Raw genomic sequence first — 12,989 nt, 5'->3', positions numbered from 1 at the left:
AAGCGCTGTTTCTCTAAGCGCTTGTACCAGACCACGAAGCCGTTACGTTCCCAGTAGAGTAGCTTGATTTTGTCGCGCCCGCGATTGCAGAACACGAAGATGGCCTCGAGCGCTGGCGACAGCTCCATCTCCAGCTCCACCAGTGCCGCGAGGCCGTCGATGGACTTGCGCATGTCCACCGGCTCCATGTACAGGTAGACTTGGGCGGACTGTGCCGGCCTTAACATGTACGCTGCTCTCGCAGCAGGCGCCACAGTATCGGCAGCGTTTGCTCAAGAGCGGTGACCGGAAGCTGAAGCTGAATCCCGCCCGGCAGTGAGAGCTCAGCCAGATCGGAGGTTGTCGGCATAGATACCGGGATCAATTTCGGCCGGGGCTTGCTCTGCTTGCTGCGCCAGTAGGTGAAGGTGCTGAGCTTTAGATTGTGCTGGTCACAGTAGGCAGCCTGAGATAAACCACTAGCGTGCCAGTCCGCAATATGCTGCTGCCAGAAATCGGTTTTACTTTGGGTGGTCATGTGGATCTCCTGATCGTTAAAAATCAGAAGCGTACCGGGCAGGGTTGCCGAGTTTTAGATGGGGTTTATTGAGCGCTTACGCAGCGGCGAGATTGATACCGATATAGGAGAAAAAGTGCTGCTCTGGCACGGGATAAAGAATGGGGTAAGGGGAAGTTGCGTCCGGCAAAAACCAAGAAGGTTAAACCGCGGTCGAATGGGTCAATTTATAGCCTTCGAGCGCGGCTCTCGGAGCAACAGAGGAAAATACTGTGCTATCTGCGGGCTCATGAAAAATCCGGGCTAAAACACTTCTCCTTTCCCCTCCCTATAAGCAGCTCTATTCCGCGTTCACTTTAGTGCTTCTATTTATCCTTCTAGCACGCGCGACCAACCGCATCCCGCTGGCTTAAACTTTAACTCTACATCCGTGGAACACACCCATTTGCCACTATCTGCTCGACTCCAAATCAACACTGAATTTACAATTGCGCTCGCAGCATTTCCGCCGAATCTTGCAGAGATTTTTGCAGTATTCATCTCGATATCAATACTATAGGAAAGCCCCTCCTGGATCACGACACCCTGAGCTCCAAGTAAGTTACTACCACCCCAATCTATGCTACATTGCCCACTCCCCACTCCCTTGAGCATACATACTTCAATAGAACTACGCAGCTCGGAGATTTCTAACATAACGCGGGCGACCTGAGTTCTAGCAACATAACTTTGATACTGCGGTACCGCCACAGACGTCAATATACCAATAATAGCAACTACAATCATAATCTCTATTAAAGAGAAACCTCGTGACTTTCCCATTCACTTTATCTCTGGGTTACGTACATATATGTACCAATTTGGGTTCAACTACCAGTGACTTTCAATTCGACCCTATAGCTTCTATACAGCGCTTTCACGAGATTCGAGAAATTCAACAACTGCTTTTTGGAGCTCCACTTTATGATGGTTTTCTATCGGAGCCCCAGCCGCCACCCAAACAATTACCTGGCCACTTGGAGTGATAGCTAGCAAGGAGCTTACACCTGGCATATACCCCTGTTGCACCCCAGCAATCACTCCACCACGCTCATTAAACTCAAGTTCAAAATTCCATGAATAGCACTTAGCTACTACACCTTCACCGCAACTCGCAACTAAGGAGCCACTTAGCAATTTACCAGCGTCACGGTGTAGTTTATCCCATACCAACCGAGCGAACTCTTCAGGTCGCCCAACGAGGCCGGCGGAAGAAGAAAGTGCCCAAAAATCAAGCCAATCCACATAAGCACTAGTAAATCGAAAATCATTGGAAAAATCGTAATTCGGTTCTTCAGGAAAATAGGGTCCATCAGCAAATTCAATATCCGTTCCCTCCAAATATTGATCCTGCACATACTGGCGATAGCTCAAGCCAGTTACGCGCGAAATCACCTCTCCTAGCAGACAATATGCAACATTACTGTAGACATAGTTCGAGCCTGGCACACCAGCCAAACGTACAGATTCAAGCCTTTTGAAATCATAAGGGCACCAAGGTTTTACCCCCTTTTTCACCATGTCATCCGACCCGAATGGACCACCAAAACCTGAGGAGTGGTTAATCAATTGATATACCATTACCTCTTTCAAAAAGGGGTCTCGTACAGTTAATAGATCAACCTCAGGAAAATAGCTTAGAAGATGGGCATTCAGCTTTAAATCACCGGACTCTGACAACACTAACGCCGCATGCGCTGTAATTGCTTTCGTCATGCTTGCGAGTCGGTACACCCCACCTGTTCGCCCCCCCTTAGAAACCGAACAACGAGCCACTTCACCTTCTCGATTCAAATATATCACTTGCCCCTCAAGAGCAAAGTTCGGAAGCAAGTGATCTCTTAATAGATCCACCAAATCAGGAAAAGTGGAATCCTCACACCAAACTCCAGAAAGGGATACCGAGAAGGCTTGCAACCGATACGGTATTTTTTTCCACATCAAGGGCTGATGCACCCAAGACAAAGCTAACAATGTAGACGCTATTAGCGTGACAAGATAAACCTTAATCCTAAAACTCATTCAGCATTGCCACCCGATTACAACGCCTACCCCTAGCAAAAATAAAAAAAGGAGAGCTACAGCCCTCCCTTTCTTTCATAGCCAACAAACACTTAGTGATTAACAACGATCACTCAGTTTCGCAAGCATTCTCACCACTTGTGTCAGGAGCGGAACCTTCTCCACAACCAGTTGGGCGATATTTCGCATCAACATCAGTGGTGCAAGTCCAAATACCATCTTCACTACGGCCCCAGCCAAGGTAGTCGCCAGCGATAGTGGTCGCAGCATTCCCACCAAAAGTCGCGGCCATAGTCGCAGTACCGTCGTCATTGATAGTCACTTCTAAACCATCCTGCAAGCTCACACCAAGCAGGTTGCTAGCAGTCCAACCCAAGTTACATTCAGTTGCTGTAGCAGGGTCGCCAGTAACGATATCGTCACGACCTTCCAGCAGGCAAGTTTCCATAGCCGTACGCAGAGAGCCAACTTCGCTCATTACACGAGTCACCTGAGATTTGGTAACGTAATTTTGATATTGCGGAATGGCGACCGCAGCGAGGATGCCGATGATCGCTACCACGATCATCAATTCAATCAGAGTAAAGCCCTGTTGCTTTTTCATTGTAACCGTCTCCATACAGACTGTTGTTTTTGGACGAAATCCCGTGAGGAAGTCGGAAGTTACAATACCGGTAATGAGGTAAATCACGCAAGCGGGGAAATGACACCTGAGGCTCCAATTTGTGAAAGTTCGACAACCAAAAAGATCAACTAGCACCCAATTCGAACACATTTCATGCAACTCAGGGTGCTCTATGACATAAATTGTCAGGTATCGCATCACCTTTGAGCGCCAATGAGCTCCAGAAATGTGCCCCGCACCTTTGCTAGATTGAATTACTGGTAACTTTTCACTCAACCTCAAGGAAGGTACCCAGTTCGCACCCTGCATAAATGACTCACCGGGATCATTGGCTACTAGTGCCATATTCGTTATATTTAGACACTGTCTGCTAGCAAAAAACCTTTGCCACTCAGCACTTACGAACAACATTTAAACAAACATGATACATCTCATACTCAAGTAATACTTACAGATATGGTCCCTTCATGAGCAGCACTCTACTAAGCGGTCTAGCCAAGCGGCTGGTTTTGGACAACGCCATCGATGAGGCTACAGCCCAGTCAGCTATTAAGGCTGCAAAGCGAGAGGGGCAGACCTTCGCTCAACACGCGGTAGAGGCCAAACTTATCAAAAGTAGGGAACTGGCCCAGATTGCATCTACAGCATTCGGCAGCCCCCTATTTGACCTGTCCAGTTATAATTTCGATCTACTGCCTAAAGACGTCGTCGACGACAAGTTAGTCAGCAAGCACTTTGCCCTACCTCTGTACAAGCGTGGAAATCGGCTATTTGTAGCCGTAGCGGATCCGACTAACTTGGCAGGCTTGGATGAGATCAATTTCAACACCGGACTAAGCACTGACGCAGTATTAGTTGAAGCAGATAAGCTCAGTAAAGCGATCGAAAGCTATTTGTCCAATAGCGATATTGGTGGCGGCTTAGCTGGGCTGGACGATGAAGACCTGGATGGCCTAGATGTTGACGGCGGAGAAAGCAGGTCGGACGATGATAGTGAACCAGGTGGGGATGAAGCCCCTGTCGTGCGTTTTGTCAACAAGGTGCTACTCGACGCGATCCGTACCGGAGCATCTGATATTCATTTCGAACCCTATGAAAAAGCTTACCGGGTGCGATTGCGTACCGACGGTGTGCTGCACGAGGTTGCCCGCCCGCCAATTCAGCTCGCGACCCGAATTTCAGCACGCCTCAAAGTAATGTCCAAAATGGATATTTCCGAACGCCGTATACCCCAGGACGGCCGGATCAAAATGAAGCTGTCCAAAACCAAGGCCATTGACTTTCGCGTCAATAGCCTGCCTACGCTATGGGGAGAAAAAATCGTCCTCCGAATTCTCGACCCATCCTCGGCGAAGCTGGGTATTGACGCTTTGGGCTACGAGGAAGAACAAAAGAAGATTTATTTAGACGCGCTGGCGCAACCGCAAGGGATGATCCTCGTTACTGGCCCGACTGGTTCAGGCAAGACCGTATCATTGTACACAGGCCTGAATATCCTCAACACACCAGAGCGCAACATATCCACCGCCGAAGACCCGGTGGAAATCAACTTGGAGGGGATCAACCAGGTAAACGTCTCCAATAAAGTGGGGCTGAACTTCGCAGAGGCCTTACGCTCCTTCCTGCGGCAGGACCCAGATATCGTAATGGTGGGAGAGATCCGGGACCTGGAAACTGCAGAGATCGCCATCAAGGCAGCGCAAACCGGCCATTTGGTTTTATCAACTCTACACACTAACTCGGCGCCTGAGACCTTAACCCGCCTGATGAATATGGGGGTCCCCACCTTCAATATCGCCACTTCGGTCAGTGTAATTATCGCTCAGCGTCTGGCACGCCGACTGTGTAACGAATGCAAAAAGCCGACACTGCTCCCTGAAGAAGTCTTAAAGGAGGAAGGCTTTGAAGCCGTATCCATTCCAAAGAAGGAGTGGCAGATATACCAACCCGTAGGTTGTGAGCACTGTTCCAAAGGATATAAAGGTCGAGTAGGTGTGTATGAAGTAGTTCGCATTACCGACGGAATCTCGCGCATTATAATGGAAGGCGGAAACTCAATTCAGATCGCAGATCAGGCAAAGAAAGAGGGCTTTAACAATCTGCGCACCTCTGCACTTCGGAAGGTAGTAATCGGGGTTACCAGTCTGGAAGAAGCCAACCGGGTAACGAAAGATTGATGTTTAGGTATTACCATAAGCAAATGACAGATTCTGGATAAAGTCCAGAATAACGATAGAAAGAACAAATAAATGTTGTGGAGTCAGATGACTCCTGCTCCAAGACCAACGGGAACTAAACCATGGCCAAAGCCGCCGCTACTGTTGCTTATATCTATAAAGGCATAGATGCCAAGGGCAACAAGGTTGACGGGGAAGTTACAGGAACAAACCCCGCCCTGATCAAAGCCCAATTGCGCCGCCAAGGAATTATCGCCAACCGAGTACAGAAAAAGCCCAAATCGCTTTTCAGCGGGAGCAAAAAAGTAAGACCAAGTGACATAGCACTATTTACTCGTCAATTAGCAACAATGATGAAGGCCGGCGTACCGCTAGTACAAAGCTTCGAAATTGTCGCCGATGGTTCGGACAACCCTGGAGTAAAAGATCTAATCTTAAAGATTAAAGAGGAGGTGGCCTCCGGAACCTCATTTGCTGACAGTTTGCGCAAGCACCCATTGTATTTTGACGACTTATTTTGCAACCTCGTGGCTTCTGGTGAGCAATCCGGTGCCTTAGAAACAATGCTGGATAGAATTGCCACTTATAAAGAAAAAACTGAGTCTTTAAAGAAAAAAATTAAAAAAGCCATGACCTACCCAATTGCAGTCATTATTGTGGCTATTGTGGTCACAGCTATCCTGCTTATTAAGGTTGTCCCCCAATTTGCTTCAACGTTCGCAGGATTCGGAGCAGACCTTCCAGCTTTCACATTGTTCGTAATGGGGATTTCTGAGTGGTTACAGGCTAATTGGCTAATTACATTTGTTTGTCTCCTTGTAGGCATTGGTGGAACACTTGAAATAAAAAAACGCAATAAAAAGGTTAGCGAATTTTTTGACCGTGCAGCACTTAAAATACCAGTTTTAGGAGTTATCACTTACAACTCAATTGCTGCCAGATTTGCCCGGACTTTAGCGACGACTTTTGCTGCCGGCGTACCTTTAATTGACGCGTTAAAGTCGGTTGCTGGTGCGACAGGTAACGTTGTTTATGAAGAGGCCACGCTAAAAATTCGCGACTCAGTCGCTACAGGTATACCCTTGAACACCGCAATGAGCCATTCGAAGTTGTATCCCAACATGCTGATACAAATGACATCAATAGGCGAAGAATCCGGTGCGCTAGACGAAATGCTCGGCAAAGCCGCTGACTTTTACGAAGAAGCCGTTGACAATTTAGTGGACAACCTCACAACAATGCTAGAGCCTATGATCATGGCAGTTCTTGGTATTTTGGTTGGCGGACTACTTGTGGCCATGTACCTGCCAATATTTAACCTTGGAAATGTAATTAGCTAATACCCACGATGCTCGAATACTTGCTCCCCACCCACCCAGCGCTGCTAATAAGCAGCGCTTTTATTTTAGGCCTGCTAATCGGCAGCTTCCTAAACGTAGTTATCCACCGCCTCCCCATCATGATGGAGCGGGAATACCAGCGGGATTTTTACGCTTATTTTGAAAAAACACCGACTGCAGAAGACAAAGTACTACTCGATCAGCCCTACAACCTGATCCTCCCCCACTCCCACTGCCCCGGCTGCAAGCAAGAGATCAAGCCCTGGCAGAACATCCCCATCATCAGTTATTTGCTGTTGCGCGGAAAGTGCAGTAACTGCGGTGTTGGGATTTCCAAACGCTACCCGCTGGTTGAACTGGCCACGGGTATTCTCACTGCAGTGGTGGTATGGCAACTGGGCTTTACCTGGCAGGCGCTGGCGGGGGTATTTTTTACCTGGGCACTGGTGGCTCTGACTGGGATTGATTTCGACAAACAGTTGCTGCCTGACAGTATTACTCTGCCACTGCTGTGGGCAGGGTTGCTGATCAACCTCTGGGGTGTGTTCGCACCGCTGCAGGATGCAGTGATTGGCGCGATTGCGGGGTATCTGGCGCTGTGGGGTGTATTCCATGTGTTTAAACTGGTCACCGGTAAGGAAGGCATGGGCGCGGGAGACTTCAAGATACTCGCGGCAATCGGCGCCTGGTTTGGTTGGCAGGTGTTGCCGCTGGTGATTCTTCTGTCCGCAGCGGTGGGCGCCCTGGCGGGGATTCTCTGGACCTTGATTTCTGGGCGCGACAAGAACCTGCCCATCGCCTTTGGCCCCTACCTTGCCGGCGCGGCGTGGATTGCCATGTTGTGGGGTGAGCAGATTATGGGGTGGTATTTTCGTGTTTCCGGGCTGAGCAGCTGAACGCATGTTTACTGTTGGGTTGACCGGCGGTATCGGTAGCGGCAAGTCTGCCGCAGCGGCGCGCTTCCGGCATCATGGAGTCAATGTGGTAGACGCGGATCAGGCAGCACGGGTAGTGGTCGAGCCCGGCCGGCCGGCGCTGAATGCCATTGCGCAGCACTTTGGGGCGGGGGTTATTCTGCCGGAGGGAAGGCTCAACCGGGCTGCCCTGCGCAAACTGATATTTGATAATCCCGACGAGCGGCGCTGGTTGGAGCAGTTGACTCACCCGCTGATCCGAGAAGAAATTATCGCCTCTCTGATGGCAAGCGCAGAAACCCACTCTGCGCCTTACGCAATTCTTGAATCCCCTCTTCTACTGGAAACCAGCCAGTCAGAACTGGTGCAGCGCATTTGTGTGGTGGATATACCGGAAGAGGTCCAACTGGCCCGCGCCAGTGCCCGAGATGCCAATTCGGTGGATCAGATCCGCAAGATTATGGATGCGCAGATGCCACGGGCGGAGCGGTGTGCAAGGGCGGACGATATTCTGGATAATAGCGGTTCGCTTGAATCCCTATACGCCCAGGTGGATGCCCTGCACCAGCAATACCTCCAACTGGCGATTCACCCTCAATAGTCGTCGCAATAGCTGTTTTATGTCTGATAAACCCACCGTAGCCTGTCCGACCTGCAAAAAGCCCATGGAATGGAGCCCAGCCAACCCTTACCGGCCATTTTGCTGCGAGCGCTGCAAACTGATTGACCTGGGCGAATGGGCCAGTGAGGGGCACAAGATTCCGGGGCAGCCGGTGTTTGATGACGTGATGAGTGAGGATTTGGATCCTACCAAGACGCGTCATTGATGCCACCTCGTCACCCCGGGCTTGATCCGGGATCCAGTGGTATCGGGGGACCTGATGAGCTGGATGCCGGATCAAGTCCGGCACGACGAGGGTTTCGGGCTCAGTTGGCTAACCAGAGTCTTGTTTTTAATCCAAGTCTTGAGGTCATTCCTGAGGTTACCGTACTGACGTTGCCTTCTGTATCCACAATTGCGATGGTGGGGGTCACTTGCAGGCCCCAGCTTGCACTTAGGGCACCGGCGGGGTCGTTGATGGTGCGGAATTTGAGGTTGTGTTTTTCCTGGTAATTGGCGACTTCGTCCGGAGTGCCGGACTGCAGGGCGATGGTGATGACCTGGTGTTCTGTGGACAGGTCGGATACCGCGGGTGAAACAACGCGGCAATACCCACACCAGGTCGCCCAGAAGTAGATAAGTACCGGGCCCTGCTCCACCATCTTCTGCAGGCTGATAAGTCGGCCATCGATATCCGGGGCCAGTAGCTCTGGCGCCTGGCCCTTGGGCATATTGCGGCTGTGATACCAGGATACAGCGGTCACGATCGCGGCGGCGAGCAGGATAAATTTGGTTAGCGACCAAAACGCACCACGCCACTTCACTTGCTGACCTCGCCCGCCAGTTCACCGCTCAGCGGCTCCAGAGCTACCACTTCGATCTCGTCTTGCCGATACCGCCATTGCAAATTGAATCCACAGAGCTTCATGCCGTACACCCGCTCGGGGTCCGGCTGCTGATAGGCCGGCTTCGGATCCTGACCGAGCACCTGCTGGATAAGTCGCGGCAGATCGGTCCCGAGCTGATCGCGATACTCTCTTGCCCGCCGCAGTATCGGCTCCGGAATATGCACGCCTATCATCGGTGGCGAGGCTTCGGCCAGCTCGCTGGTCGCCGCCGAGACACTATCGGCGTAGGGGATGTAGGGTTTGATATCCAGGATGGGTGTGCCATCCACTAAATCAGCCCCGGCAACCACAAGCTCCACGGTAGGGTGCAGACGCACCTGAATCAGCCGCACCACAGACAGGCCGATATTGTTCGGCCGGAATGGCGAGCGGGTGGCGAAAACACCGACTTTTTTATTGCCTCCAAGACGTGGTGGGCGCACTTTCGGGGACCACTGTCCGGCAACCTTGTGAAATTGCCAGGTAAGCCAAAGGTGGCTGTGCTGCTCCAGGCCGGCAACGGCTTCCGGGTCATTGTAGGGTGGCAATAATTCGATGGACGCGCGACTGGCGTCCGCCAGCAGAGGCTGGCGGGGGATGCCGAACTTTTCGGTGAAACAGGAGTGGGTAGTGGCGATGGGAACAATGTTCATTCTATTTTGTACGTCATCCCGGACTTGATCCGGGATCCAGTGTGGGTGGTACGAAGCGGCCTCGGTGCCAACGCACTGGATACCGGCATCCGCCGGTATGACACGCTGGAATAGGGAGCGCTAAATTCCCCCCATGCACAGGTATTTGATTTCCAGGTAGTCGTCGATGCCGTACTTGGAACCTTCACGGCCGCTGCCGGATTCCTTGATACCGCCGAAGGGGGCCATTTCATTGGAAATGATGCCCTCATTAATTCCGACCATCCCATATTCCAGCCCTTCGGCAACGCGCCAGATGCGACCAATGTCTCTGGAATAAAAATAGGAGGCAAGTCCGAACTCGGTGTCGTTAGCCATTTGAATGGCTTCCTGCTCGGTTTTAAATTTGAACAGCGGCGCCACCGGGCCAAAAATCTCTTCCTTGAACAGGCGCATGGTGTCATCCGCGTCGCCCAACACGGTGGGCATATAAAAACACTCGCCCATATCGCTGGGGCCACCGTCGTTCAGAGTTTTGGCGCCCTTGCTCACAGCATCTTCCACCAAGGCTTTAACATCTTCCACGGCACCGGGGTTGATCATGGGGCCGACGTCGGTGCCTTCCTCAGTGCCATTGCCCACTTTCAGCTGGCTGACAGCGGCGGAGAATTTTTTGGCAAATTCATCGTACACGCCTTCCTGCACCAGGATCCGATTGGCACAGACACAGGTTTGCCCCGCGTTGCGGTACTTGCAGATGATCGCGCCTTTGACGGCTTCGTCGATATCCGCATCGTCAAACACAATAAACGGCGCGTTACCGCCTAATTCCATGGAAGTTTTCTTCATGGTCTCGGCACACTGGGCTTCCAGCTGTTTACCCACGGCGGTAGAACCGGTAAAGGTAAATTTGCGCACCAGCGGATTAGATGTCATCTCACTACCGATTTCCCGGGAGCTTTTACCCACGACGACGTTGAACACACCTTTCGGAACCCCGGCTTTTTCCGCGAGTACCGCCAGCGCCAGTGCAGAGAGCGGCGTTTCCGATGCAGGCTTGGCGACAAAGGTACAACCTGCGGCCAGTGCCGGGGCAACCTTGCGCGCGATCATGGCGCTGGGGAAATTCCACGGGGTGATCGAAGCCGTCACTCCGACGGGTTGTTTGATAACAACAATGCGTTTGTCGTTCGATGGCGGCGCGATCACATCACCATAGGCGCGCTTGGCCTCTTCGGAAAACCACTCGAGATAGTTCGCACCATAGGTTATTTCGGTTTTGGCTTCCGCGAGCGGCTTGCCCTGCTCCGCGGTCAGAATGGCGGCAAGGTCATCGACGTGGTCAATAATCAGGTTGTACCAGTCGCGCAGTATTCTGGCCCGCTCTTTGACAGTCAGATCGCGCCAGGCGGGCCAGGCTGCGTTTGCGGCTTCAATGGCGCGACGGGTTTCCTCTGCGCCAAGACTGGCAATCGTGGCGAGGGTTTCACCGTTAGCGGGGTTGGTAACGTCGAGGGTGTTGCCGGAGTCGGCGTCCGTCCACTGGCCGTTAATGTAGGATTGTTTGCGTAGGAGATCGGGGTTTTTAAGGTTTATCACGTGGGGGTCCTTGTGCCTTTGGGTTTGCCTGCAAGCAGGCTCCTACGAGTAGATTGGTGGATGCGCCTTCGGCTTATCCACCCTACGGGTTCGGTAGTACGAGTTTTGTAGGGTGGATAAGCCGAAGGCGCATCCACCATTGAATTCCCGGCAAGTTTAGTCTTGCGCGGAATTCTTTGCCCTCACCTTACGGGTATTGCGGCGCCCCGGCGCCACTTCAACCGAATTTATTTTTTCTTCTTCACAAACTTCATCAGGCGACGCTTCTTGGCTTTCTGGCGGTCACTCAGTTTGTTTTTCTTGCCGGCATAGGGGTTATCACCGGTCCGGAACTCGATTTTCACTGGGGTACCGTGCAGATCCAGGGCCTTGCGGTAGGTTTTCTCCAGGTAGCGCACATAGTGATTGGGCACCTGCGAGGTCTGGTTGCCGTGAATCACGATCACCGGCGGGTTCTGGCCCCCGGCGTGAGCGTAGCGCAGCTTGATACGGTGACCATTGACCAGTGGCGGTTGGTGCTCACTTACCGCCCACTGAAGAATACGCGTCAGATGGTTGGTGGAGAGTTTGTCGGTGGCAGACTGATAGGCAGCTTCAATGGACTGATACAGGTTGCCCACACCAGTGCCGTGCAACGCGGAAATAAAGTGGATATCGGCAAAGTCCACAAAGCGCAGACGGCGCTCCAGTTCGGTTTTGACAAAGTCGCGGTGATCCGGGTCCAGGCCGTCCCACTTGTTCAGGGCCACAACCAGTGCGCGGCCGGACTGAATCACCGTGCCCATCAGGTGCAGATCCTGATCCACCAGCCCTTCACTGGCGTCGATCACCAGTACCACCACATTGGCGTCTTCCACCGCCTGCAGGGTTTTGACGATGGAGAACTTCTCCACGGATTCCTTGACGTTTTTACGCCGGCGAATCCCTGCGGTGTCAATGATGGTGTAGGGCTTTTCGTCGCGAGTGTAGTTGATATACACGCTATCCCGAGTGGTACCGGGCTGATCGAAGACGACGACGCGATCTTCGCCCAGCAGGCGGTTTACCAGGGTGGACTTGCCCACGTTGGGGCGGCCAACGATTCCGATCTTGATACCGGTAGCCTCTTCCGGCTGTTCTTCCTGCGCATTTTCCGGCAGGTCGTTGACCAGGCGCTCCATCAGGGAACGCACACCGCGCCCGTGGGTGGCGGTGGTTGGGAAAAGTTCACCAATACCCAGCTCGTAGAAAGGGGCCAGCGCAATATCCGGGTTCACCCCGTCTACCTTATTGGCCACGAGAATGGTGGGTTTGGAGCGGGTACGCAGCCGCTCGGCGATCATTTCGTCTGCAGGCGTCAGACCGGCGCGACAGTCCACCAGGAACAGGACAAAGTCCGCCTCTTCGATGGCCTGCATGGATTGCTGGGCCATGGCGGCATCAATGCCCTCTTCGCCACCGCTGATACCACCGGTGTCTACCAGGATCATCTTGTGGCCTTCGAACTCGGCCTCGCCATATTTACGGTCGCGGGTAAGACCGGCGTAGTTCGCCACAAGGGCGTCGCGGCTCTTGGTCAGGCGATTGAACAGGGTGGATTTACCCACATTGGGGCGCCCTACCAGGGCGATTACAGGCAACATAATTCAAATATACTCAAAAACTGGCGGGTTGTTTT

14 protein-coding genes are annotated in these 12,989 nt (G+C 52.3%); 5 read left to right on the top strand and 9 right to left on the bottom strand.

Going from position 1 to position 12,989, the window contains the following annotated elements; genetic code table 11:
- The 5 genes from tnpB to AAFH99_RS07495 form a co-directional block, all read right to left on the bottom strand.
- On the bottom strand, positions 1 to 227 hold a 227-nt coding region (gene tnpB / locus AAFH99_RS07515; RefSeq protein ID WP_406829078.1), incomplete at its 3' end, for an IS66 family insertion sequence element accessory protein TnpB.
- Entirely contained in the window at positions 221 to 517 is a 297-nt protein-coding gene (gene tnpA, locus AAFH99_RS07510; protein WP_406829077.1) for an IS66 family insertion sequence element accessory protein TnpA, read from the bottom strand. The genes tnpB and tnpA, both read right to left, overlap by 7 nt.
- A 348-nt stretch (positions 518 to 865) precedes the next feature.
- Entirely contained in the window at positions 866 to 1,318 is a 453-nt protein-coding gene (locus AAFH99_RS07505; protein ID WP_406829076.1) for a pilin, read from the bottom strand.
- Positions 1,319 to 1,399: 81 nt separating this feature from the next.
- On the bottom strand, positions 1,400 to 2,557 hold the full coding sequence (locus tag AAFH99_RS07500) for a serine hydrolase domain-containing protein (RefSeq protein WP_406829075.1): 1,158 nt from the start codon (positions 2,555 to 2,557) through the stop codon (positions 1,400 to 1,402).
- Between the two features lie 109 nt (positions 2,558 to 2,666).
- Positions 2,667 to 3,161: a pilin gene (locus tag AAFH99_RS07495; protein WP_406829074.1), complete on the bottom strand. Its 495-nt coding sequence runs from the start codon at positions 3,159 to 3,161 to the stop codon at positions 2,667 to 2,669.
- A gap of 488 nt (positions 3,162 to 3,649) precedes the next feature.
- On the opposite strand from AAFH99_RS07495, the gene pilB reads away from it, so the two are divergent.
- The 5 genes from pilB to yacG all read left to right on the top strand — a co-directional run bounded on the left by pilB (position 3,650) and on the right by yacG (position 8,440).
- The gene (gene pilB, locus AAFH99_RS07490; RefSeq protein ID WP_406829073.1) at positions 3,650 to 5,359 is read left to right on the top strand and encodes a type IV-A pilus assembly ATPase PilB; all 1,710 of its coding nucleotides are present in this window, start codon (positions 3,650 to 3,652) and stop codon (positions 5,357 to 5,359) included.
- Positions 5,360 to 5,481: 122 nt separating this feature from the next.
- Positions 5,482 to 6,699 carry a type II secretion system F family protein gene (locus AAFH99_RS07485; RefSeq protein WP_406829072.1) on the top strand — a complete coding sequence of 406 codons (1,218 nt, stop codon included), beginning with the start codon at positions 5,482 to 5,484 and terminating at the stop codon, positions 6,697 to 6,699.
- A gap of 8 nt (positions 6,700 to 6,707) precedes the next feature.
- The gene (locus tag AAFH99_RS07480) at positions 6,708 to 7,595 is read left to right on the top strand and encodes a prepilin peptidase (protein WP_406829071.1); all 888 of its coding nucleotides are present in this window, start codon (positions 6,708 to 6,710) and stop codon (positions 7,593 to 7,595) included.
- Positions 7,596 to 7,599: 4 nt separating this feature from the next.
- Positions 7,600 to 8,214, top strand: a complete 615-nt coding sequence (coaE, locus tag AAFH99_RS07475; RefSeq protein ID WP_406829070.1) for a dephospho-CoA kinase — start codon at positions 7,600 to 7,602, stop codon at positions 8,212 to 8,214.
- A gap of 19 nt (positions 8,215 to 8,233) precedes the next feature.
- Positions 8,234 to 8,440: a DNA gyrase inhibitor YacG gene (gene yacG / locus AAFH99_RS07470; RefSeq protein ID WP_406829069.1), complete on the top strand. Its 207-nt coding sequence runs from the start codon at positions 8,234 to 8,236 to the stop codon at positions 8,438 to 8,440.
- Positions 8,441 to 8,540: 100 nt separating this feature from the next.
- Here yacG and AAFH99_RS07465 read toward each other — a convergent pair whose 3' ends face one another.
- The 4 genes from AAFH99_RS07465 to der form a co-directional block, all read right to left on the bottom strand.
- The gene (locus AAFH99_RS07465) at positions 8,541 to 9,038 is read right to left on the bottom strand and encodes a protein disulfide oxidoreductase (RefSeq protein WP_406829068.1); all 498 of its coding nucleotides are present in this window, start codon (positions 9,036 to 9,038) and stop codon (positions 8,541 to 8,543) included.
- Entirely contained in the window at positions 9,035 to 9,754 is a 720-nt protein-coding gene (tsaA, locus tag AAFH99_RS07460; RefSeq protein ID WP_406829067.1) for a tRNA (N6-threonylcarbamoyladenosine(37)-N6)-methyltransferase TrmO, read from the bottom strand. Before tsaA ends, AAFH99_RS07465 begins: the two co-directional genes overlap by 4 nt.
- 120 nt (positions 9,755 to 9,874) lie before the next feature.
- Positions 9,875 to 11,332 (bottom strand): NAD-dependent succinate-semialdehyde dehydrogenase, encoded by a 1,458-nt coding sequence (locus AAFH99_RS07455; RefSeq protein WP_043317339.1) that lies wholly within the window; start codon positions 11,330 to 11,332, stop codon positions 9,875 to 9,877.
- Positions 11,333 to 11,559: 227 nt separating this feature from the next.
- On the bottom strand, positions 11,560 to 12,954 hold the full coding sequence (gene der / locus AAFH99_RS07450; protein ID WP_043317341.1) for a ribosome biogenesis GTPase Der: 1,395 nt from the start codon (positions 12,952 to 12,954) through the stop codon (positions 11,560 to 11,562).
- Between the last annotated feature and the right edge of the window lie 35 nt (positions 12,955 to 12,989).

The organism is Microbulbifer sp. ARAS458-1, from assembly GCF_045348205.1.
GTDB lineage: Bacteria > Pseudomonadota > Gammaproteobacteria > Pseudomonadales > Cellvibrionaceae > Microbulbifer.
This window is presented reverse-complemented; position numbering and strand designations above follow the sequence as displayed.